The sequence below is a fragment of the Variovorax sp. MPBD4-3 genome (genome assembly GCF_058809745.1).
Genome location: NZ_JBXASW010000019.1, coordinates 1 through 21,460 on the forward strand (window position 1 = coordinate 1; position 21,460 = coordinate 21,460).

The window sequence follows — 21,460 nt, forward strand, 5'->3', positions numbered from 1 at the left end:
GGCGTTGGCGGGGGAGGTGGCGGCCTCGAAGTCGGCTTTCAGCGTCTCGGTCGAGCGGCTGGTGCTGGCGACCCGCTGCAGCGGGTAGACCACGTCGCTGTTCCAGTAGGTGTCGAAGATGGCCGCGGCCTCGGGCACGACCGGGCCGGCCAGCAGCAGTTCGAAGTCGATGAAGTTGGCGCTCTCGCTGCGCAGGAAATATTCGTCGGCGAGGTTGCGTCCGCCCGCGATGGCCATCGCGCCGTCCGCCAGGAACAGCTTGTTGTGCATGCGGTGGTTGAGCCGGCGGAAGTCGGAGAAGAACTCCAGCCAGCGGCCCGACGAATGGTCGCGCGCATTCACGAAGGGGTTGAACAGCCGCACTTCGGCATTGGGTTCGGCGGCCAGTCCGAGCAGCAGGCGGTCCATGCCGGCGGTGTAGAAGTCGTCGAGCAGCAGCCGTACGCGCACGCCGCGCCGCGCGGCATTGCGCAGTTCGCGCAGAAGCAGCCGGCCGGTCTTGTCGTTGCCGAGCTGGTAGGTCTGCACGTCGAGGGAGGACTGGGCCCGCCGCATCAGCTCGAGCCGCGCATCGAGCGCGAACGAGGCCTCGATCAGCGGGCGCATGCTCGTCAGCCCGTCCGGCGGCGTGTTCAGGGCGATGGCCGCGCGGCCGAGCTCCGTGGCCGGCGAGGCGGCGATGGATTTCACCGGCGGCTCGGGCGCGCGCGGCGGCAGGCCGGCGCAGCCGGTCAGTGCAAGGGCAATCAGCCACAGAGCCGGACCGCGCAGCGCGGGAAACAGAAAGGCAATGAGCTTGATGAACATGGGGCCTGCCGACGCATGAGAGGAAGCGTGCGGGCGGGATCGTAGCCTTTCGGCCCTTTTTTGAAGACGCAATTTCGCAACGCAACGCCCTTGCGATCCTGCTGGAAATCGGCCGGCCGAGACTTTTTGACAATTAGAATGAGAATGCTTCTTAATTGTGTCTTGGAGTGGAGAAGGAATGTCTAGATTGGTGGCGCGGCGCAAGGCCGCATCGGTGCTGGTGGGGTGCCTGGCTATTTACACGCAGCACCAGGTGCTGGCCCAGACGGCGAACGCAGCTTCCCTGCCGGAAGTGAGGGTGGACGCGAATGCCGAAGCCGAGACCGCGAAGACGTCGGTGATCGGCTACCGCGCAAAGAATGCGGTCACGGCCACCAAGACCGACACGCCGCTGGCCGAGACGCCGCAGTCGGTGACTGTCGTCACGCGCGACCAGATGGTCGACCAGGGCGCCACCAACCTGCAGGACGCGCTCACCTACGCCGCCGGCGTGCGCTCCGACGCCTACGGCATCGATTCGCGCTCCGACAGCTTCTCGGTGCGCGGCAGCGACCCGTCCGTCTACCTCGACGGGCTGCAGACCTATTCCTCCGGCTGGTACACCGCCACGGCGCGGCCCGACCCGTACACGCTGGAGCGCCTCGAAGTGCTGCGCGGGCCGGCCGGCATGCTGTTCGGCGCAGGCACCGCGGGCGGTGTGATCAACATGGTCAGCAAGCTGCCGCAGCAGCAGGCCTACCGCGAGGTGGGCGTGCAGCTCGGCTCCTTCGGACGCAAGCAGCTCCAGGCCGATCTGACCGGCCCGCTGACCGCCGACGGCGAGTGGTCGTACCGCCTTGTGGCATTGCAGCGCAAGTCCGACACGCAGGTCGACTACGTGCCGGACGACCGCTCGCTCATCATGCCGTCGCTCACCTGGCGCCCCAGCGCCGCGACCTCGCTGACGCTGCAGGCCCTGTGGCAGAAGGACAAGACCGGCAGCACCTCGCAGTTCTTCCCCTGGCAGGGCACCATCCTGCCGAACGTCAACGGCCCGCTGCCGTCCAGCCGTTTCATCGGCGAGCCGGGCGACGGCTACGACACCGAGCGCAAGACCTTCGGCTGGCAGTTCGAACACAAGTTCAACGAGCGCTGGACCTTCAGGCAGAACTTCCGCGCATCGCGCACCTTCAACGACTCGCACTACCACTACGCGGATTCGTTCTCCGTGCCCGGCGGCTGGTCGCTCGACCCCGCCGGCCAGCGCCTGCTCGGCCGCTACAACGACAAGTCGCTGGCATGGACCAGCATGACCGGCATCGACAACCACGTCGAAGGCCATTTCGACACCGGCGCGCTGCGCCACACGCTGCTGGTGGGCGCGGAGTATTCGCGCCAGCGCCAGGACAAGACCGAAGGCTCCGTCTACAGCACCATCGACGCCTACGCGCCGGTCTATGGCGTCGGCTACGTGCCGGTCACCGAGCTGACGCGCAGGCCGCGCACCACCCAGCGCAACGCCGGCATCTACGTGCAGGACCAGATGAAGCTGGACAACTGGATCTTCGTGGCCGGCCTGCGCTACGACCGCAGCACCGCCGGCACCGCGGGCAGCGCCTCGGAGACGACCAGCGCCACCTCGCGCCGGCTGGGCGTGATGTACACGCTGCCTTCGGGCTGGTCGCCGTACCTGAGCTACACCGAATCCTTCACGCCCCAGGCCGGCACCAACGCCGAGGGCAACCTGTTCAAGCCGCTGCGCGGCGAGCAGGTGGAGGCCGGCGTCAAGTACCAGCCCGCCGGCTCGCCGACGAGCTTCACCGCGTCGGTCTTCTCGCTGAAGGAAAAGAACCGCCTCGTCTCCGACAGCACCAACCCGGACTACGGCCGGCAGGTCGATGCGACGAAGAACAAGGGCGTGGAGCTCGAGCTGAAGACGACGCTGGGCCGCAACTTCGACCTGATCGCCAACTACACCAACATCGACGTCGACGCCAAGCTCACCGAGCAGCCGCGCAACCAGGCCTCGGTGTGGGGCAAGTACCGTTTCTCCATCGCCGGGGTGCCGGGCTTCTCCGCCGGTGCGGGCGTGCGCTACATGAGCGGCTTCACCGACGTGGACGGCTCCAGCGCCGGGCCTCGCGTGCCCTCGGTGACCCTGCTCGACCTGATGCTGGCCTACGAGTCGGACAGGTGGCGCTACGCGCTGAACATCAACAACGCGACCGACAAGACCTACTTCAGCACCTGCCTGTCGCGCGGCGACTGCTGGTTCGGTGCGCGCCGCAGCGTTGTGGCCAGCGCCACCTATCGCTTCTGATCGCCGCCCTTCGAGCGGAGCCGCCACGACATGAACAGCCGAACAATCAAGACCTGGGCCTGGGTGCACAAGTGGAGCAGCCTCGTGTGCACCGTGTTCATGCTGCTGCTGTGCATCACGGGCTTGCCGCTGATCTTCCACCACGAGATCGGCCACCTGCTCGGCACCGAGGTCGAGGCGCCGAAGATGCCGGCGGACACGCCGCGCATCAGCCTCGACCGCGTGCTGGAGATCGCCAAGGCCAAGCACCCCGACCGCGTGGTGCAGTTCGCCTCGCAGCCCGAGGACGACGAAGGCCTGTGGTTCGTCACGCTCACGCCCACGCCGGCGCCCACCGACGACTTCAAGTCGGTCGCGGTCGACGCGCGCACGGGCGACGTGCTCGCCCAGCCCAAGTTCGACGAGGGCTTCATGTACGTGATGTTCAAGCTGCACGTCGACCTGTTCGCCGGGTTGCCGGGCAAGCTGTTCCTCGGTTTCATGGGCCTGCTGCTGCTGGTGGCCATCGTCTCGGGCGTGGTGCTCTATTCGCCGTTCATGCGCAAGCTCGACTTCGGCACGGTGCGGCGCGACAAGCGCCCGCGCCTGAAGTGGCTTGACCTGCACAACCTGCTGGGCGTTGTCACGCTGGTGTGGCTGTTCGTGGTGGGCTCCACCGGCATGATCAACACCTGGGCCGATCTGCTCATCAAGTACTGGCAGTACGACCAGCTCAGCGCGCTGCTGGCGCCCTACAAGAACGAGCCGGTGGTGGCGGTGTCGCAGCGCGGCTCGGTGCAAAGCTCGATGGAAGCCGCGCTGCAGCGCGCGCCCGGCATGAAGCTGTCGTTCATCGCGTTCCCGGGCACCTCGTTCTCGAGCCCGCACCACAACACCTTCTTCCTGCGCGGCAACGAGCCCTTCAGCTCCAAGCTGTTCCAGCCGGTGCTGGTCGACGCCAAGACCGCGGAGGTCACGGCGGCGCCGAAGCTGCCCTGGTACCTCACGGCGCTGCTGGTGTCGCAGCCGCTGCACTTCGGCGACTACGGCGGCATGCCGATGCAGATCCTGTGGGCGCTGCTCGACATCGCGACCATCATCGTGCTGGGCAGCGGCCTGTACCTGTGGCTCAAGCGCGGCAGCTCCGCACCCGCCGCGCAGCCACCCGAGCCGGCCGCGGCAATGAAGGCCCGGGCATGAAGCATCGTCACGGCTTCTGGCGCATGTGGGGCTGGCCGATCGTGCTCGGCCTGCTCACGACACTGGGCCTGGTCTCCGCGCTCTTCAGCGACGGCGGCTTCGGCGACATCCTTGCCTGGATCGCGCTGGGCGTTCCGGTTGTCGTGTGCGTCTGGTTCGGCTGGCTGCGGTCTTCCGCCCGCTAGGACGCCCGGCTTGCGCCGGCACCCGGTGAAAGCCTGAGGTCCCGGGCGGGCGGCATGGCCCCAGAATGGGCGCGATGAAACTCTCGCCCGTTGCCGCCGCCGCCGTTGCCTGCCTGTCGCTTCATGTCCCGTCGCCTGCCGATGCGCAGGAGGCGGCACCGGCCGCACTGCGCGAGATCACGGTTTCCACGCCGCGCGGCGAGGTCGCGCCTTTCAATGTGCCCGGCTCGGTCGACCGGGTCGACGGCGCAGAAATGCGCGACAGCCGCCTGCAGGTCAATCTCTCCGAAAGCCTGGGCGCCGTGCCCGGGCTGCAGGTGCAGAACCGGCAGAACTACGCGCAAGACCTGCAACTGTCGATCCGCGGCTTCGGCGCGCGCTCCACCTTCGGCGTGCGCGGCGTGCGGCTGTACGTCGACGGCATTCCCGCCACCTTGCCCGACGGGCAGGGCCAGACCTCGAACATCGACATCGGCTCGGTGGACCGTGTCGAGGTCTTGCGCGGACCGTTCTCCGCGCTCTACGGCAATTCTTCCGGCGGCGTGGTGCAGGCCTTCACCGCATCGGGCGAGGGAGCGCCGCGGCTGGCGTATTCGCTCGCGGGCGGCAGCTTCGGCACCTGGCGGCAGTCGCTGCAGCTCAGCGGCTCGCAGGGCGCGGTCGACTACATGCTCGACGCCAGCCGCTTCCGCACCGACGGCTGGCGCGAGCACAGCGCCGCGCGGCGCGACATCGCCAACGGCAAGCTGGGCATCGCGCTGGACAACGGCGACAAGCTCACGCTGGTCATGAACAGCGTGCGCATCGCCGCGCAAGACCCGCTCGGCCTCACGGCCGACCAGTACGCGCTGGCGCCGCGCAACGCGCCGCTCGCCACCCAGTACGACACGCGCAAGACCGTCGAGCAGACGCAGGCCGGGCTGCTCTACGAGCGCCGCATCGATGCCGGCCAGGCACTGCGCCTCATGGTCTATGGCGGGCAGCGCGAGACCACGCAGTACCAGTCGATTCCGCCTTCGGCGCAGCAGAACCCGCTGCATGCGGGCGGCGTGATCGACCTGTCGCGGCAGTACGGCGGCATCGACCTGCGCTGGAGCGCCGCGCTGCAGCTCGCCGACCGGCCGCTCGACGTGGTTGCCGGGCTGGGCTACGACAACCTGCGCGAAAAGCGGCGCGGCTACGAGAACTACCTGGGCCCGCTCGCAAACCCGGTCCTCGGCGTGCAGGGGCGCCTGCGCCGCAACGAGCTCAATACCGTCTGGAACCTCGACCCCTACGCGCAGGCGACATGGCGCCTTGCCGAGCGCTGGACGCTCGAGGCCGGCGTGCGCCGCAGCAGCGTGCACTTCGATTCGCACGACCGCTACATCATGGGCGCCAACCGCGACGACAGCGGCAGCGCGCGTTACAGCAAGACCCTGCCCGTGGCGTCGCTGCGCTACCAGGCCACGCCCGACTTCGCGCTGTACGGCTCCGCCGGCCGCGGCTTCGAGACGCCGACGCTCAACGAGCTGTCGTACCGCGCGAACGGCGCCAGCGGCCTCAACTTCGCGCTGCGGCCTTCGGTGAACGACAGCCTGGAGGTCGGCGCCAAGGCCCGGCTCGCGGGCGGGCTGCTGACGGCGGCGCTGTTCCAGACCCGCACGCGCGACGAGATCGTGACCGACACCAACGTCGGCGGCCGCGCGACCTTCCAGAACGCGGGCCGCACCAAGCGCAACGGCTTCGAGCTGGGCTGGCAGCACGAGACCGCCAGCCATTGGCGCACGCAGCTGGCCTACACGTGGCTGGACGCGACCTACCGCGATGCCTTCTGCTCGCCGTCGCCTTGCGCCACGGCCAACACCGTGGCGTCGGGCAACCGCATTCCCGGCATCGCGAGGCAATCGCTTTTCGCGTCGCTGGGCTGGGTGCCGCCCGAGGGCTGGCGTGCCGGTGCGGAAGTGCGAGCGCTCGGGCGCATTCTGGCCAACGACGTCAACACGGCCGTGGCGTCGGGCTATGCGGTGGCGGCGGTCTATGCCGGCTACCTGAAGAAGTGGGAGCGCTGGGAGCTCAACGCCTTCGCGCGCGTCGACAACCTGTTCGACCGCCGCTACGTAGGCTCGGTGATCGTCAATGAAGGCAACGGGCGTTTCTACGAACCCGCGCTGGGCCGGAACTGGACCGTGGGGTTGAGCGGCGCCTACAGGTTCTGACGTGTGGTCGTTCGGGGCGCGATCCCGCCGACGGGGTACTCTGCTCCGCGAATGTCCCCCGGCCTGCGGCCTCCTCCTTTATTTCGCTGCGCAGAGCACCCCGCCAGCGGGATCGTTCAGAGCACTGGCTGGTCGAGCCGAACAAGCGCTGCGTCCATGTGCGAAGGGCGCCGGGTAGCTCCCGCAGCGAAACAAAGGAGGAGGGCGAAGCCCGGGGGACATTCGCGGAGGGAGCTACCCGGTGGCCTTCGCACGCGCCCCGAAAAAAAAACGGCGGGCAACAAGCCCGCCGTTTTCGCCATATCGAATGGAGAAAATCAGAACGCAGCAGGCCGCCACTTCAACAGCCGCTTCTCCAGCGAACTGAGCAGGAAGTCAGCCGCCAATGCAACCACAGCCAGAACGATCATCGCCGCGAACACACCGCTGGCGTTGAACGCGCCCTGGGCCGTGGAGATCAGCAGCCCGATGCCTTCCTTCGCGCCGAGGAACTCGCCCACCACCGCACCCACCAGTGCAAAGCCGAAGCTCACGTGCAGGCTTGCCAGGATCCACGACATCGCCGACGGAATCACCACCGACATCGTCACCTGCCGCGGCGAAGCGCCCAGGATCTGCGCGTTCGCGATCATGTACTTGTCGGCCTCCCGCACACCCTGGAAGGCGTTGCCGAACACCACGAAGAACACCATCACCACCGCCAGCGCCACCTTCGAGGCCATGCCCAGGCCCAGCGCAATCACGAAGATCGAGCCCAGCACCACGCGCGGAATCGAGTTGGCGATCTGGATGTAGAGGCTGAACACATCCGACAGCAGCTTGTTGCGGCCCAGCACGATGCCGCACAGCACGCCGGCGATCGAGCCGATCAGGAAGCCGATCACCGTTTCCTCGAGCGTCACCGCCACCTGCATCCACAGCGAGCCTTGCGAGGTGCCGTCGCGCATCCATTCCACGAGCTGGTCGTAGATCATCGAAGGCATCGAATAGAAGAACGGGTCGATCCACTTCAGGCGCGCCGCGATCTCCCAGCCGCCGAGCGCGATCACCAGCACCGCCAGCCGCAGGCCGATGATCATGCGGCGCCGGCCGCGGATGGCCGCCTGCGCGACCTCGGATTCACGCGCCAGCGCGGCGTCGCTGAGCGACGAGGGCAGCACGGCTGCCGTCGGTGTGGTGGTGGAGGGTGTGGTCATGGTTCTTGTCGTCGTCGTGTTCACTGGATCACCACTTCTTCGCGCAGGTCGTCCCAGATGTGCTTGGAGAGCTCGATGAACTGCGGGTCGTAGCGCACCTCGGACATGACGCGCGGGCGCGGCAGGTCGATCTCGTACACGCGCTTGAGCGTGGCGGGGCGCGCCGACAGCACGAACACGCGGTCGGCCAGCGCAATCGCCTCTTCCAGGTCGTGCGTGACGAACACCACGCTGCCGCCGGTGCCCGACCACAGCTGCAGCAGCTCGTCCTGCATCAGCGTGCGGGTCTGCATGTCCAGCGCCGAGAAGGGCTCGTCCATCAGCAGGATCTCGGGGTTGTTGATGAAGGTCTGCGCCAGCGCCACGCGCTTGCGCATGCCGCCCGAGAGCTGGTGCGGGTAGTGCTTGCCGAACTTCGAGAGGCCCACGCGATGGATCCACTCCTGGGCCAGTTCCATCGCCTCCTTCTTCGGCTTGCCGCGGAAGATCGGGCCGGCGGCCACGTTGTCCTCCACGCTGCGCCACGGGAACACCGCGTCGGCCTGGAACACGAAGCCGATGCGCGGATCGACGCCGGTCACGGGCTTGCCCATCACCTTCACGTCGCCCACGGTGGGCCTGAGCAGGCCGGTGATCATGTTCAGCGTGGTCGACTTGCCGCAGCCCGTGGGCCCGACGATGGCGACGAACTCGCCGCGCGCCACCGACATGCTGAAGTTGCGCAGCGCCACGGTGGCGTTGCCGTCCTGCGAGATGAAGCGCAGCGACACGTCGTTGAAGTCGATCGCCGACGTCACGGCGCCGTTGCTGCTGTTGCTGCTGGGGGGTGTTCCGTTGCGCATGGTCACTTGGCCGCCGCTGCCGACAGGTAGGCGTTGGTGTAGGTCTTCGACAGATCGATGTTCTTGCTCTTGACCAGCGGCTTGTAGGTGGCGAGCACCTTCAGCACGGTCTCGGGGCCGCCGGCAGGCATCTTGGCGTCGGTGGTGAACATCGGCAGCGAGGCCTTCAGCGCCTGCACGTAGAGCTCCTTGTCGTTGCCGTAGTAGTCGCGCGGCACCTTCTCGGCGATCTCTTCGGCGCTGTGGGTGTGGATGTATTCCATGGTGCGCGCGAAGGCGCGGGCCAGCTTGGTGGCCTCGGCCTTGTGCGACTCGGCCCAGGTGTTCTGCACGTACAGGCTGGCCGCGGGGTAGAGGCCGCCCAGCGCCTTGACGGTGTCGGGCTCGGTGCGCAGGTCGACCAGCACCTTGGCGTCGCCGGTCTTGAGCATCTGTGACACGGTGGGCTCGGTGGTCATGCCGGCCTGGATGCGGTCCTGCTTCATGGCCGCGATGAAGGTGTTTCCTGCGCCCACGGGCAGCAGCGAGTAGTCCTTGGAGGCCACGCCGGCGCGGTCGGCCAGATAGCGCGTGAGGAAGTCGGTGGAAGAACCCAGGCCGGTCACGCCCAGAGTCTTGCCGCCCTTGGCGTCGGCCATGGTCTTGAAGCCGACGGCCGCGGCCTTGGTCGACACCAGCTCGACTTCGCCCGGCACCTTGCAGAACACGGCGATGGCCTGGATTTCCTTGCCCTTGCTCTGCAGGTCGATGGTGTGGTCGTAGAAGCCCACCACGCCCTGCACGGCACCGGCGATCAGCTGGTTCTCGGCGTCGACGCCGGCCGGCTGCGACTGCAGCTCGACATTCAGGCCTTCGTCCTTGAAGTAGCCCAGCGCGTCGGTGAGCTTGGCCGGCAGGTAGATGATCTTGTTGATGCCGCCCACCATGATGGTGATGGGCGCATCGGCGGCCTGCGCGAGCGGCGCGGTGGCGGCAAGGGCGGTGCACAGGGCGGCGGCCAGCAGGGTGCGGCGGGTGGCGAATGGCGACAGGGACATGGTGTCTCTCCGTGTTGGTATTGGATCGGGAGTCCGCGCACATCTGCCGCGGGACGGGGCCAGTCTAGGAAGCGGCGTCTTTCGGCCAGCTTTCGGCGGTCCGCATGATTTGTCATGGTTATCCCTAGGACTTGCCGATGCTTCCTAGAATCCACGGCCACCACCCCCGACCCCATGAAGCTGCTGCTCATCGAAGACAACCCGCAACTCGCGCATTGGCTCTCCAGCCTGCTGCGCGAGCAGGAGTTCGTGGTCGACCACGTGGACGACGGCGACGCCGCCGACCGGCTGCTCACGCAGACGGCCTACGACGTGGTGCTGCTCGACCTGAACATCCCGCAGCTCTCCGGCAAGGCCGTGCTGCGCAGGCTGCGCGAGCGCGGCGACACGGTGCCGGTGATCATCCTCACGGCCACCGCGTCGCTCGACCAGAAGGTGCTGTGCCTGGAGATCGGCGCCGACGACTATCTCGTCAAGCCCTTCGAGATCCGAGAGCTGGTGGCGCGCATCAAGGTGCTGGTGCGCCGGCAGATGCCCGGCAAGGCCAACGACATCGCCTGCGGCGACCTGCGCTACGACCTGCGCACGCGGCAGTTCGCGCTGGCGGGCGAAGAGCTGTCGCTGCCGCCGCGCGAACGCACGCTGCTTGAAACGCTGATGCTGAAGGCCGGCAGCACCGTGTCGAAGCAGGCGCTGATCGACGCGATGTTCGGCCTGGACGACGAGCCCAGCGCCGATGCGGTCGACATCTACATCCACCGGCTGCGCAAGAAGCTCGAGGCCAGCCAGGCGACGATCATCACGCTGCGCGGCGTGGGCTACCTGCTGCGCACGCGCCAGGAAGACTAGGGTGCCCGGGCGCGCCAGCCTTCGCCTGCGCCTTGCGCTGTGGCTGCTGCTGCCGATGTCGGTGTTCGTGGCCATCTGCGGATACCTCAACTGGCGCAACGCCGCGGAGGTGGCCGACTATGTGCAGGACCACGACCTGCTGTCGTCGGCCAAGGTGCTGTCGGACCGCCTGATCTGGGAAGACGAGGACGTGAAGGCCAGCGTGCCGCCGTCGGCGCTGAGCCTGTTCGTGTCGCCCGAGCGCGACCGCGTGTTCCTCAGCGTGACGGGCGCCAACGGCGAGGTGCTGGCCGGTTCGGCCGACTTCCCGCTGCCCGCCGTGCGCAAGCCCGTGGGAATCGACCGTGCGCAGTGGTACGACACCCGCTTCGCCGGCGTGCCGCTGCGCGCCGTGGTCACCACGCGCGCGATGTACGAGGCAGGCGGCGCGCGCGACATCACCATCGCCGTCGGCAAGACCGAGGGCAGCCGCGACCACATGCTGCGCACGCTGTGGTGGCCGTCGATGGAGTACCTGCTGGTGGCGCTGGCGCTCTCCATCGCGCTGGCCGTTGCGGCGTTGACGCTCGAGCTGCGCCCCATCGTGCGGCTGAGCCAGCAGCTCGCGCAGCGCGACCCGCTGCACCTCGACCTGGTGGTGGACCCGGGCGCATTGCACTCCGAGCTGCGGCCGGTGGCCGACACCATCAACCGCTTCGTGGCGCAGCTGAAGGCGCACTCCGAGGCGCAGCGGCGCTTCATTGCCGACGCGGCGCACCAGTTGCGCACGCCGCTGGCCATGCAGGCCTCGCAGATCGAGTTCGCGCGCTACACGCGGCAGCACCGCGGCGAATGGGACACGCGCCGCGCCGACATGGATGCGATGTGGCAGGAGATGCAGACCAGCAACCGCCGGCTGGTCGACGTGACGAACAAGCTGCTGCTGCTGGCGCAGGCCGAGCACGGCGACGCGCACACGCGGCTGGAGCCTGTCGACCTTGCGGCGGTGGCGCTGCGCTGCGTCGAGCAGCTCGCGGCGCTGGCGGACCGTCGCGGCATCGACCTGGGGCTGGAGTCGGAGGCCGGGCCGGGCGAGGCCGTGGTGCAGGCCCAGCCGGCGCTGCTCGATGCGCTGGCCACCAACCTGCTGGACAACGCCTTGCGCTACACGCAGGAAGGCGGCCGGGTGACGGTCGGCGTGCGCAAGGTGGAGGGGGTGGTCGAGCTGACCGTGGAAGACAACGGCCCCGGCATTCCGGCCGAGGCGCGCGAGCGCGTGTTCGAGCGCTTCTACCGGGTGTCGCAGGACACCGAGGGCACGGGCCTGGGGCTGGCCATCGTGCGGGAGATCGCACGCGCCTTCGATGCGAACGTGGACTTGGCAGCCAATCCGCGCGAGGCGCGGGGGCTGCTGGTCACTGTGCGTTTTCCTTCGGCTGCCGCCGCTGCCTGAGGAAGCAGCGGCCGGGGCTCGTCAGCCCTTGATGCCGGCGGCTGCGCGCAGGGCGGCTGCCTGGTTGGTGGCTTCCCAGGTGAACTCGGGCTCTTCGCGGCCGAAGTGGCCGTAGGCGGCGGTCTTCTGGTAGATCGGGCGCAGCAGGTCGAGCATCTGGATGATGCCCTTCGGGCGCAGGTCGAAGTGCTCGCGCACGAGTTCGGCGATCTTCTCGTCGGAGATCACGCCGGTGCCTTCGGTGTAGACCGTGATGTTCATCGGCTCGGCCACGCCGATGGCGTACGCCACCTGGATCTGGCACTGGCGCGCCAGGCCGGCGGCCACGATGTTCTTGGCCACGTAGCGCGCGGCATAGGCGGCCGAGCGGTCGACCTTGGACGGGTCCTTGCCCGAGAACGCGCCGCCGCCGTGCGGGCATGCGCCGCCGTAGGTGTCGACGATGATCTTGCGGCCGGTGAGGCCACAGTCGCCCTGCGGGCCGCCGATGACGAAGCGGCCGGTCGGGTTGATCAGGTAGCGCGTGTCCTTGAGCCACTCCTTGGGCAGCACGGGCTTGATGATCTCCTCGATGATGGCTTCGTTGAACGAGGCCTTCATCTTGGTCGGCGTCTCGCTCTGGTCGGGGCTGTGCTGGGTGGAGAGCACCACGGTGTCGATGCTGTGCGGCTTGCCGTCCACGTAGCGCATCGTGACCTGGCTCTTGGCGTCGGGGCGCAGGAACGGCAGGCGGCCGTCCTTGCGCAGCTGGGCCTGGCGTTCGACGAGGCGGTGCGCGTAGTAGATGGGCGCGGGCATCAGCTCGGGCGTTTCGTCGCAGGCGTAGCCGAACATCAGGCCCTGGTCGCCGGCGCCGGTGTTCAGGTGGTCGTCGGATGCGTGGTCCACGCCCTGGGCGATGTCGTTGGACTGCTTGTCGTAGCAGACCATCACGGCGCAACCCTTGTAGTCGATGCCGTAGTCGGTGTTGTCGTAGCCGATGCGCTTGATGGTGTCGCGCGCGACCTGGATGTAGTCGACGTGCGCGTTGGTCGTGATTTCGCCGGCGAGCACCACGAGGCCGGTGTTGGTCAGCGTCTCGGCGGCCACGCGGCTGCGGGGGTCCTGCTCGAAGATCGCGTCCAGGATGGCATCCGAGATCTGGTCGGCGACCTTGTCGGGGTGGCCTTCGGAGACGGATTCGGAAGTGAAGAGGAAATCGTTCGCCATTTGTTCAAAACTCCTTGAAGTGATTTGGCGCGTTGCCAACTCTGCGGAGCCCTGGCGAACGCTTTAGCAGATGCCGGTTGCCCGGCGGGGCACAATCGCCTCGGCGCTTGTGTTTGTCGCCCTGCAAGTTGTTCCGTAACTCGGCGACAATTTGGATTCTATTCGAGCCGTGCCTACCATGCGCGCGCGTCCGTTTTTTGACCCCCTCCCGTTTTCAATGATCACCCTGTTTCGCCTGCTTGCCCGCTTGCCGATGCCGTTGATGCATCGTCTCGGCGCCATGCTGGGCTGGCTGGTCTGGTGGTGCGCGCCGGGCTACCGCCGCCGCTTCAAGGCCAACGCCGAGAGCGCGGGCTTCGCTCCGGGCCAATACCGTCCCGCCATCGCCGCCGCCGGCAAGATGGCGTCCGAACTGCCCTGGCTCTGGCTGCGCCCGCACGGCCAGACCGTGCTGGACCGCGTGGTGCGCTGGGAAGGCGTCGAGGCCTTCGAGGCCGCCATGCAGGCGAAGAAGGGCGTGATCCTCGTCGCGCCGCACCTGGGCAGCTGGGAAATGTGCGGCCAGGCCATCGGCGAACGCTTCCTCGCGGCCTACGGGCCCATCACCGCGCTGTTCCGCCCGGCGCGCAAGAAATGGATGGCCGACCTGATCGCCGCCGGCTCGCGCGACCGGCCCGGCCTGCAGACGCTTCCCACCAACAACAGCGGCGTGCGCGGCCTCATCCGCACGCTGCGCAGTGGCGGCTACACCGGCATCCTGCCCGACCAGGTGCCCCCGCTGGGGCAGGGCGTCTGGGCGCCGTTCCTGGGCCGCCCCGCCTACACCATGACCTTGCTTCCCCGCCTCGCGCAACAAACCGGCGCGGCCTGCTTCCTGAGCGTCTGCGAACGCCTGCCCAAGGGTGCCGGCTACGTGATCCGCTTCGAGCCGATCGTCGGCACCGCGCTGACCGACCCCTCCGCCTCCATCGAGGAGGCCGCCGCGGCCATGAACGACGGCATCGGCCGGCTGATCCACAGCCTGCCCGGCCAGTACGTGTGGGACTACGCCCGCTACAAGGAGCCGCGCGCCGAGCGCGTGGCCGCCGCCACCGGAGAGGCCGCATGAGCCTCGGTTCCCGACTCGGCATCGGCTTCATGCGCGCGATCGCGCCGCTGCCCCTGCCGCTGGTGCGCGGCTTCGGCGCGATCCTCGGCCGCATCCTGCATACCGTGGCCGTGCCGCGGCGGCGCGTGGTCGACACCAACCTCGCGGTCTGCTTCCCCGGGAAGTCGGAGGCCGAGCGCCGCGCCATCGCGCGCGAGACCTTCGTCTTCGTGGCGCAGTCGTGGCTCGACCGCGGCTGGCTCTGGCATGCGCCCGAGAAGGTGGTGGCGAGCCGGCTCAAGGTGGTCGGCGCGGCTTCGGAGATCCGCGAGATCGCCGAGGGCGACGCGCCGATGATCCTGTTCGCGCCGCACTTCTACGGCCTCGACGCCGCGGCCACCGCGCTGACCATGCACACGGCGCGCCCCTCGGCCACCATCTACACGACCCAGCGCGACCCGATGGTCGATGCCTGGATCCGCGAAGGCCGCACCCGCTTCGGCGACGTGGCGGCGCTCAACCGGGTGGACGGCATCAAGCCGGTGCTGCAGGGCCTGCGCAAGGGCGGCTTGCTGTACCTGCTGCCCGACATGGACTTCGGCCGCGACCAGACCATCTTCGTGCCGTTCTACGGCGTGCAGGCGGCCACCGTGCCTTCGCTGTCGCGCTTTGCGCGGCTGGGCAAGGCCAAGGTGGTGCCGGTGGTGTCGAAGCTCACGCGCGACGGCTACGAGATCCAGGTGCTGCCGACCTGGCAGAACTTCCCGACCGACGATGTCGAGGCCGACACGGCGCTCATGAACGAGCGGCTGAAGGGCTACATCGACACGATGCCTTCCCAGTACTACTGGGTGCACCGCCGCTTCAAAACGCGCCCCGAGGGCGAGCCTCCTATATATTGAAAGCCCCCCGGCTTTTCACTTCGCTTCGCTGCGTGTAACTCCACCCCCCATGGGGGAGGCGCGGCTCGCCTAGGGGCGGCCCGGCGGCGGCCGCCTCAGTTGCGCTGCAGGAAGCCCTCGATCTCGCGGGCGACCAACTGCGGCTGCTCGTGCACGATCCAGTGGGTCGCGTCCGGCACCTTCTTGATCTCGAGCTTCGGCACGTAGTCCTCCAGGCCGTCGAGCAGGCCGGGCAGCAGCGCCGCGTCGTCGAGCGCCCAGAACACGAAGGTCGGCACATTCACCGTGAGCCGTTCGCGCGGCAGCACCGGAATGCCGTCGATGGTCTGGCCCGGCAGCGGCGGCTTCATGGGCGTCACGCGGTACAGGTTGCAGGCGCCCGTGAGGCCCGCGCCCCAGACTTCGCGGTACTTCTGCTTCACTTCTTCGGTGAGCCAGCCGAAGCCGTCCGGGCCGGCCTTCATCAGCGTGAAGAAGGGCCACATGCGCTTGAAGTCGTCGGCCGCGAGCAGCGCCTCGGCGTCGGGGCGCGCGAGGAAGTTCATGTAGGCGCTGGCTTGCTGCTGCGCCGCGCTGTTGCGCAGTTCGCGCGTGAAGGTGCCCGGATGCGGCGAATTGATGATGACCAGCTTGCCGACCTGCTGCGGGAAGGCGTTGGCGTAGCCCCAGCCGAAGGCGCCGCCCCAGTCGTGGGCCACCAGCGCGGCCATGGTGCCGTCGGCGCTCTCGGTGGCGGCGAGCTGCTGGATGTCCTGGATCAGGAGGTGCGGCTTGTAGGCCGCCACGTCGGTCGGCGCGCTCGATTTCTCGAAGCCGCGCAGGTTGGGTGCCACGCAGCGGTAGCCGCCGTGGGCGGGATCCGCGAAATATTCGAGCAGTTCGTCCCAGATGAACGCGGCCTCCGGAAAGCCGTGCAGGAACACCATCAGCGGCCGGCCCGGCTCGCCGGTGGCGCGGCAGCTCAGGGTGGTGCCGTTGGGCAGGCTGCGTTGGAATGTCTCGATCATGCTCTTGTCTCCTTCGGGTTGACTGTCACTATTCTTTTGATAGTGAACTATGCAGATGGGACGCCCGGTGCAGCCTGTTGCCGGGTCAGGCCTCCGGCGGTGGCGCGGGAGGCTCCGGCGGCGCCTCGCCGCCTTCCGGGTGCACCCAGCGCCACAGCAGTTCGGCAGCCTCGCCGACGCCCTGCTTCTTCAGCGCGGAGAACAGTTTCACCTCGCCGCCGCCGGCGTTCAGTCGCGTAATCGACAGCACCTTGGCGGCTTCGCTGCGCGTGAGCTTGTCGGACTTGGTCAGCAGCACCAGGAACTTCAGGCCCTGTTCCACGCGCGGGCGGATGACGTCGAGCAGGATTTCGTCGAGTTCGGTCAGGCCGTGGCGCGGATCGCACATCAGCACCACGCCGCGCAGGCTCTCGCGCGTCATCAGGTAGTTGCCCATGACGCGCTGCCAGCGCAGCTTGGCCTCGCGCGGCACGGCCGCGTAGCCGTAGCCGGGCAGGTCGGCCAGCACCGCGTCGTCGACCTTCTGCTTGCCGATGCCGAACAGGTTGATGTGCTGCGTGCGGCCGGGCGTCTTGGAGGCGAAGGCCAGGCGCGTCTGCTGCGTGAGCGTGTTGATGGCGGTCGACTTGCCCGCGTTGGAGCGGCCGACGAAGGCGATCTCGGGCAGGTCTACAGGGGGGAGGTGCTCCAGCTGCGGGGCGCTGGTGAGGAAGTGGGCTGTGTGCAGCCAGCCCAGCGCCACGCGCTCGCGTTCGGCGACCTGGGGGTCCGCGGCGGGCGCCGCGCGGGGAGGATAGGCAGCGGGCTTGGCGCGCGGGGAGGGCATCTACGGACTTTCGAAACTAGACCCACATTGTAGAATCGTGAGGTTTTGCGCCAATAAATTCGAAGCCCCCGATATGAAGTTGTTTGCCAATATTGTGCTTGCGGCCCTCGTGGGCCTCGCATCCAGCGTGAGTTCTGCAGCCGATGAACCCGCCGCGGCTCCCGCTGCGGCGCCGGCCAAACCGGCCAAGCCGGACCCCGCCAAGGGGGACACGCTGTTCAGCGCGAGCACGCCCACGGTCCAGAGCTGTGCCTCGTGCCACAACGCCGACGGCAACTCGACCATCGCGGCGAACCCCAAGCTGGCGCAGCAACACCCTGAATACATCCTCAAGCAGCTGCAGGACTTCAAGTCCGGCAAGCGCAAGAACAGCATCATGAGCCCCATGGCCGCCAACCTGAGCGACCAGGACATGCGCGACATCGCCTGGTTCGTGGCCTCCAAGAAGATCAAGACCGGCTTCTCGAAGGACAAGGACACCGTGGCGCTGGGCGAGAAGATCTACCGCGGCGGCATCGGCGAGCGCTCCATTCCCGCCTGCGCCGGCTGCCACAGCCCCAACGGTGCCGGCCTGCCGGCCCAATACCCGCGCCTGGGCGGCCAGAACGCCGAATACACCGTGGCCCAGCTCAAGGCCTTCCGCGGCGACGGCACCCCCGTGCGCACCAACAGCGCGCCCATGACCGGCGTCGCCGCCAAGCTCAACGACCGCGAAATCGCCGCCGTGGCCGACTACATCGCCGGCCTGCGCTGATGACGGCGCGCCCCCGAGCGTGAACTAACCGCCGACAACAACCCCAAACAAAGGGCGGGCCGATCCACCAGGATGGCCCGCCCTTTTGCTTTTCCCCCGTCTTCCCTTACTTTTCGCCCCGATGTCCGTCTCCACCCATGGCCTTCGCGTTCATCGCGGCCCGCAAATGCTTCGCGCTGCGGTGGAACTGCTGTCGTCGATGCGCTTCGCGATCGCGCTGCTCACCGTCATCTGCATCGCGTCGATCATCGGCACCGTGCTCAAGCAGCACGAGCCGATCAACAACTACATCAACCAGTTCGGGCCCTTCTGGGCCGAGCTGTTCCGCGCGGCGCGCCTCGACACGGTCTACAGCGCCTGGTGGTTCATGCTGATCCTGCTGTTCCTGGTGATCAGCACTTCGCTGTGCGTCGCGCGCAACACGCCGCGCATCCTGGTCGACCTCAAGACCTTCAAGGAAGACATCCGCGCGCAGAGCCTGAAGGCCTTCGGCCAGCGCGCCGAGAGCCGCCTGGGCGAAACCCCCGAGGCCGCCGCCAGGCGCATCGGGCAACTGCTGGTGAGCGGCGGCTGGAAGGTCAAGCTGCAGCAGCGCGAGGCCACCCATGGCAGCCGCCCGACCGGCGCGGGCTGGATGGTCGCGGCGCGCGCGGGTGGCGCCCACAAGCTGGGCTACATCGCAGCCCACAGCGCGATCGTGCTGGTGTGCATCGGCGGCCTGCTGGACGGCGACCTCATCGTGCGCGCGCAGACCTGGTTCAACGGCAAGAGCGTGTTCACCGGCGGCGGCATGATCGCCGACGTGGCGCCCGAGCACCGCCTGTCGGCCAGCAACCCGACCTTCCGCGGCAACATCCTCGTGCCCGAGGGCGGGCAGGGCAGCGTGGCCATCCTGAACCAGGCCGACGGCGTGCTGCTGCAGGAACTCCCGTTCTCCATCGAGCTGAAGAAGTTCATCGTCGACTACTACTCGACCGGCATGCCCAAGCTGTTCGCCAGCGAAGTGGTGCTGCACGACCGCGAAACCGGCGAGCAGGTGCCGGCGCGCATCGAGGTCAACCATCCGGCCAGCTACAAGGGCGTGGAGATCTACCAGTCGAGCTTCGACGACGGCGGCTCCAAGGTGAAGCTCAAGGCGGTGCCGATGGCGGCCGCGGCCAAGCCCTTCGAGGTCGAGGGCATCATCGGCGGCCCGAGCACCGAAATCACCAACGGCAAGGACAAGCTCACGCTCGAATACGCCGCGCTGCGCGTGATCAACGTCGAGAACTTCGCCGACGCCGGCGCCATGAGCAGCGGCGCCGACGTGCGCAAGGTCGACCTGCGCCACGACATCGAGTCGCGCCTGGGTGCCGCCAACAAGGTCAACAAGCCGAAGGTGCTGCGCAACATCGGCCCGAGCATCGGCTACAAGCTGCGCGACGCCGCCGGCCAGGCGCGCGAGTACCAGAACTACATGGTGCCGGTCGACACCGGCGACGGCCAGCCGGTGTTCCTGCTCGGCATGCGCGAGAAGCCCGAAGACCCGTTCCGCTACCTGCGCGTGCCGGCCGACGAGCAGGGCTCCATGGACGGCTTCGTGCGCATGCGCGCCGCGCTCGCCGACCCCGACATCCGCGCGCGCGCCATCGAGCGCTACATCGCCAAGGCCACCGATCCGAAGCGTCCCGAAATGGCCGAGCAGCTGCGCGTGTCGGCCACCCGCGCGCTGGCGCTGTTCTCGGGCAGCGAGCGCGCCAGGCCGGACGCCACCGCCCTGGGCGGCTGGCAGGCGATCGCGGAGTTCATGGAAGTCAACGTGCCCGAGGCCGAGCGCGAGCGCGCGGGCGGCGTGCTGGTGCGCATCCTCAACGACGTGCTGTTCGAGGTGCTCAACCTGAGCCGCGAAGGCGCCGGCCTGGCCGTGCTGCCGAACGACGAGAAGTCGCAGGCCTACCTCACGCAGGCCGTGCTGGCCATCAGCGACGCGCACTTCTACCCGGCCCCGGTCGCGATGATGATGACCGACTTCACCCAGGTGCAGGCCAGCGTGTTCCAGGTGGCGCGCGCCCCTGGCAAGAACGTCGTCTATCTGGGCTGCCTGTTGCTGATCATCGGGATTTTTGCCATGCTGTACGTGCGCGAACGGCGCCTCTGGGTGTGGCTGACGCCCGAAGGCAATGCGGCCGACGGCGCCACCACTGCCACGATGGCGTTCTCGGTCAATCGCAAGACCATGGACAGCGACCGCGAATTCGAGCACCTCAAGCACAAGCTGCTCGCCCTGAAGAAGACGGAACCCGAGACAACATGAACACCACGACCCTCACGCTCAATGAAAGCTGGCTCTCGCGCCGCAACCTGTTCGATTGGGTGTTCGCGGCGCTGGTGCTGGCGGGCGGCCTGTTCGCGTTCACGCGCTACGCGGGGTCGATGGACTACTACGAGAAGCCGATCCTCGCCGCCGCGGTGATCTCGATGATCGCCATCGGCTGGTTCTGGCGGCCGCTGCGGGTGCTGGCCATCGTGGTGGCGGCGGCGTCGCTGCTGTCCATCAGCTCCTACCAGGGCGACCTGGCGCGTGCCGACACGGTGTTCTGGCTCAAGTACTTCCTGTCGAGCCAGTCGGCCATCCTGTGGATGAGCGTGCTGTTCTTCATGAGCACGCTGTTCTACTGGCTCGGCTTCTTCGGCGGCAGGCAGTCGGACACCTTCGACATGATCGGCTCGCGCCTCGCCTGGGCCGCCGTGACGATGGCGCTGATCGGCACCATGGTGCGCTGGTACGAGAGCCACCAGCTCGGCCCGGACATCGGACACATCCCCGTGAGCAACCTGTACGAAGTGTTCGTGCTGTTCTGCTGGCTCACGGCGGCGTTCTACCTGTACTTCGAAGAGCGCTACAACACGCGCGCGCTCGGCGCCTTCGTGATGCTGGTCGTGAGCGCGGCGGTCGGTTTCCTGCTCTGGTACACCATCGTGCGCGAGGCGCACGAAATCCAGCCGCTGGTACCCGCGTTGCAGAGCTGGTGGATGAAGCTGCACGTGCCGGCCAACTTCATCGGCTACGGCACCTTCGCGCTGGCGGCCATGGTGGCCTTCGCATATCTCATCAAGGAACAGGCCGACGAGAAGCGCTGGTACAAGCTCACGCCGATCTGGCTGCTGGGCGTGGCGCTGTGCTTCGTGCCCGTGGCCTTCCGCCAGCGCGTGCAGGAAGCCGGCGGCAGCTACTGGGTGGTCTACGCGGGCATCTCGGCGCTGATCGCCGCGGGCATCCTGCTCGGCCGCAAGCGCATCGCGGCGCGGCTGCCTGCCAACGACGTGCTCGACGACGTCATGTACAAGTCGATCACGGTCGGCTTCGCCTTCTTCACCATCGCCACCGTGCTCGGCGCCCTCTGGGCGGCGGATGCCTGGGGCGGCTACTGGAGCTGGGACCCGAAGGAAACCTGGGCGCTGATCGTCTGGCTCAACTACGCGGCGTGGCTGCACATGCGGCTCGTGAAGGGGCTGCGGGGCACCGTGGCCGCGTGGTGGGCGCTGGGCGGCCTGGCGGTCACCACCTTCGCCTTCCTGGGCGTCAACATGTTCCTGAGCGGCCTGCACAGCTACGGAACGCTGTAGGCGCAAGCCCGCAGTCTTTCGCGAAGAATTGAAACCGCGCGCCCT

At 68.0% G+C, this 21,460-nt stretch carries 18 protein-coding genes; 11 read left to right on the top strand and 7 right to left on the bottom strand.

From position 1 onward, the window contains the following. Nucleotides 1-807: phospholipase D-like domain-containing protein (locus tag AC1RVW_RS13950; protein WP_493200555.1), on the bottom strand; the 807-nt coding region annotated here is incomplete at its 3' end. Nucleotides 808-985: 178 nt separating this feature from the next. On the opposite strand from AC1RVW_RS13950, the gene AC1RVW_RS13955 reads away from it, so the two are divergent. The 4 genes from AC1RVW_RS13955 to AC1RVW_RS13970 all read left to right on the top strand — a co-directional run bounded on the left by AC1RVW_RS13955 (nt 986) and on the right by AC1RVW_RS13970 (nt 6,668). Beyond that, nucleotides 986-3,106 (top strand): TonB-dependent siderophore receptor, encoded by a 2,121-nt coding sequence (locus AC1RVW_RS13955; protein WP_106935567.1) that lies wholly within the window; start codon nt 986-988, stop codon nt 3,104-3,106. Between the two features lie 30 nt (nt 3,107-3,136). After that, entirely contained in the window at nt 3,137-4,285 is a 1,149-nt protein-coding gene (locus tag AC1RVW_RS13960) for a PepSY-associated TM helix domain-containing protein (protein WP_493200557.1), read from the top strand. Next, nucleotides 4,282-4,470 (top strand): hypothetical protein, encoded by a 189-nt coding sequence (locus AC1RVW_RS13965; RefSeq protein WP_106935565.1) that lies wholly within the window; start codon nt 4,282-4,284, stop codon nt 4,468-4,470. Before AC1RVW_RS13960 ends, AC1RVW_RS13965 begins: the two co-directional genes overlap by 4 nt. 74 nt (nt 4,471-4,544) lie before the next feature. Beyond that, nucleotides 4,545-6,668, top strand: a complete 2,124-nt coding sequence (locus AC1RVW_RS13970) for a TonB-dependent receptor domain-containing protein (protein WP_493200559.1) — start codon at nt 4,545-4,547, stop codon at nt 6,666-6,668. A 317-nt stretch (nt 6,669-6,985) separates the two neighbouring features. Here AC1RVW_RS13970 and AC1RVW_RS13975 read toward each other — a convergent pair whose 3' ends face one another. The 3 genes from AC1RVW_RS13975 to AC1RVW_RS13985 are packed head-to-tail and all read right to left on the bottom strand — an operon-like array spanning nt 6,986 to nt 9,743. After that, nucleotides 6,986-7,864 (bottom strand): ABC transporter permease, encoded by an 879-nt coding sequence (locus tag AC1RVW_RS13975; protein ID WP_081268065.1) that lies wholly within the window; start codon nt 7,862-7,864, stop codon nt 6,986-6,988. Between the two features lie 20 nt (nt 7,865-7,884). Beyond that, a complete protein-coding gene (locus tag AC1RVW_RS13980; protein WP_493200561.1) occupies nt 7,885-8,706 on the bottom strand; it encodes an ABC transporter ATP-binding protein in 822 nt (273 codons plus the stop codon). A gap of 2 nt (nt 8,707-8,708) precedes the next feature. Next, the gene (locus AC1RVW_RS13985) at nt 8,709-9,743 is read right to left on the bottom strand and encodes an ABC transporter substrate-binding protein (protein ID WP_493200563.1); all 1,035 of its coding nucleotides are present in this window, start codon (nt 9,741-9,743) and stop codon (nt 8,709-8,711) included. 174 nt (nt 9,744-9,917) lie between these two features. On the opposite strand from AC1RVW_RS13985, the gene AC1RVW_RS13990 reads away from it, so the two are divergent. Next, entirely contained in the window at nt 9,918-10,592 is a 675-nt protein-coding gene (locus tag AC1RVW_RS13990; protein ID WP_081268062.1) for a response regulator transcription factor, read from the top strand. Nucleotide 10,593: 1 nt separating this feature from the next. Then, on the top strand, nt 10,594-12,024 hold the full coding sequence (locus AC1RVW_RS13995) for a sensor histidine kinase (protein ID WP_234382816.1): 1,431 nt from the start codon (nt 10,594-10,596) through the stop codon (nt 12,022-12,024). A gap of 21 nt (nt 12,025-12,045) precedes the next feature. Here the strand turns inward: AC1RVW_RS13995 and metK are convergent, their stop codons facing one another. Beyond that, a complete protein-coding gene (gene metK / locus AC1RVW_RS14000; protein WP_081268060.1) occupies nt 12,046-13,233 on the bottom strand; it encodes a methionine adenosyltransferase in 1,188 nt (395 codons plus the stop codon). A 217-nt stretch (nt 13,234-13,450) separates the two neighbouring features. Here metK and AC1RVW_RS14005 point away from each other — a divergent pair, with 217 nt between their 5' ends. Together AC1RVW_RS14005 and AC1RVW_RS14010 are read left to right on the top strand one after the other, a co-directional pair. Continuing rightward, on the top strand, nt 13,451-14,341 hold the full coding sequence (locus tag AC1RVW_RS14005) for a lysophospholipid acyltransferase family protein (RefSeq protein WP_409194980.1): 891 nt from the start codon (nt 13,451-13,453) through the stop codon (nt 14,339-14,341). After that, entirely contained in the window at nt 14,338-15,222 is an 885-nt protein-coding gene (locus tag AC1RVW_RS14010) for an LpxL/LpxP family acyltransferase (RefSeq protein WP_081268058.1), read from the top strand. Before AC1RVW_RS14005 ends, AC1RVW_RS14010 begins: the two co-directional genes overlap by 4 nt. Before the next feature lie 95 nt (nt 15,223-15,317). On the opposite strand, the gene AC1RVW_RS14015 is transcribed toward AC1RVW_RS14010, so the two are convergent. Beyond that, nucleotides 15,318-16,229, bottom strand: coding sequence for an alpha/beta fold hydrolase (locus AC1RVW_RS14015; RefSeq protein WP_493200566.1), 912 nt, complete (start codon nt 16,227-16,229; stop codon nt 15,318-15,320). 85 nt (nt 16,230-16,314) lie between these two features. Then, nucleotides 16,315-17,055, bottom strand: coding sequence for a ribosome biogenesis GTP-binding protein YihA/YsxC (gene yihA / locus AC1RVW_RS14020; RefSeq protein ID WP_081268056.1), 741 nt, complete (start codon nt 17,053-17,055; stop codon nt 16,315-16,317). Nucleotides 17,056-17,128: 73 nt separating this feature from the next. On the opposite strand from yihA, the gene AC1RVW_RS14025 reads away from it, so the two are divergent. From AC1RVW_RS14025 to ccsB, 3 genes are all read left to right on the top strand, one after another. Next, entirely contained in the window at nt 17,129-17,809 is a 681-nt protein-coding gene (locus tag AC1RVW_RS14025; RefSeq protein ID WP_081268055.1) for a c-type cytochrome, read from the top strand. 121 nt (nt 17,810-17,930) lie between these two features. After that, nucleotides 17,931-20,102: a cytochrome c biogenesis protein ResB gene (locus tag AC1RVW_RS14030; protein ID WP_285414964.1), complete on the top strand. Its 2,172-nt coding sequence runs from the start codon at nt 17,931-17,933 to the stop codon at nt 20,100-20,102. Continuing rightward, entirely contained in the window at nt 20,099-21,415 is a 1,317-nt protein-coding gene (gene ccsB, locus AC1RVW_RS14035) for a c-type cytochrome biogenesis protein CcsB (protein ID WP_493200569.1), read from the top strand. The genes AC1RVW_RS14030 and ccsB overlap by 4 nt, the downstream gene beginning before the upstream one ends. The last annotated feature ends 45 nt before the right edge of the window (nt 21,416-21,460 follow it).

What these genes read in the sequence shown, in the direction of transcription:
- AC1RVW_RS13965 (WP_106935565.1), top strand. Translation starts at nt 4,282, where the DNA reads ATGAAGCATCGTCACGGCTTCTGGCGCATGTGGGGCTGGCCGATCGTG.
- yihA (WP_081268056.1), bottom strand. Translation starts at nt 17,055, where the DNA reads ATGCCCTCCCCGCGCGCCAAGCCCGCTGCCTATCCTCCCCGCGCGGCG.
- ccsB (WP_493200569.1), top strand. Translation starts at nt 20,099, where the DNA reads ATGAACACCACGACCCTCACGCTCAATGAAAGCTGGCTCTCGCGCCGC.
- AC1RVW_RS13985 (WP_493200563.1), bottom strand. Translation starts at nt 9,743, where the DNA reads ATGTCCCTGTCGCCATTCGCCACCCGCCGCACCCTGCTGGCCGCCGCC.
- AC1RVW_RS14030 (WP_285414964.1), top strand. Translation starts at nt 17,931, where the DNA reads ATGTCCGTCTCCACCCATGGCCTTCGCGTTCATCGCGGCCCGCAAATG.
- AC1RVW_RS14005 (WP_409194980.1), top strand. Translation starts at nt 13,451, where the DNA reads ATGATCACCCTGTTTCGCCTGCTTGCCCGCTTGCCGATGCCGTTGATG.
- AC1RVW_RS13990 (WP_081268062.1), top strand. Translation starts at nt 9,918, where the DNA reads ATGAAGCTGCTGCTCATCGAAGACAACCCGCAACTCGCGCATTGGCTC.
- AC1RVW_RS14010 (WP_081268058.1), top strand. Translation starts at nt 14,338, where the DNA reads ATGAGCCTCGGTTCCCGACTCGGCATCGGCTTCATGCGCGCGATCGCG.
- metK (WP_081268060.1), bottom strand. Translation starts at nt 13,233, where the DNA reads ATGGCGAACGATTTCCTCTTCACTTCCGAATCCGTCTCCGAAGGCCAC.
- AC1RVW_RS14025 (WP_081268055.1), top strand. Translation starts at nt 17,129, where the DNA reads ATGAAGTTGTTTGCCAATATTGTGCTTGCGGCCCTCGTGGGCCTCGCA.
- AC1RVW_RS14015 (WP_493200566.1), bottom strand. Translation starts at nt 16,229, where the DNA reads ATGATCGAGACATTCCAACGCAGCCTGCCCAACGGCACCACCCTGAGC.
- AC1RVW_RS13975 (WP_081268065.1), bottom strand. Translation starts at nt 7,864, where the DNA reads ATGACCACACCCTCCACCACCACACCGACGGCAGCCGTGCTGCCCTCG.
- AC1RVW_RS13970 (WP_493200559.1), top strand. Translation starts at nt 4,545, where the DNA reads ATGAAACTCTCGCCCGTTGCCGCCGCCGCCGTTGCCTGCCTGTCGCTT.
- AC1RVW_RS13960 (WP_493200557.1), top strand. Translation starts at nt 3,137, where the DNA reads ATGAACAGCCGAACAATCAAGACCTGGGCCTGGGTGCACAAGTGGAGC.
- AC1RVW_RS13980 (WP_493200561.1), bottom strand. Translation starts at nt 8,706, where the DNA reads ATGCGCAACGGAACACCCCCCAGCAGCAACAGCAGCAACGGCGCCGTG.
- AC1RVW_RS13955 (WP_106935567.1), top strand. Translation starts at nt 986, where the DNA reads ATGTCTAGATTGGTGGCGCGGCGCAAGGCCGCATCGGTGCTGGTGGGG.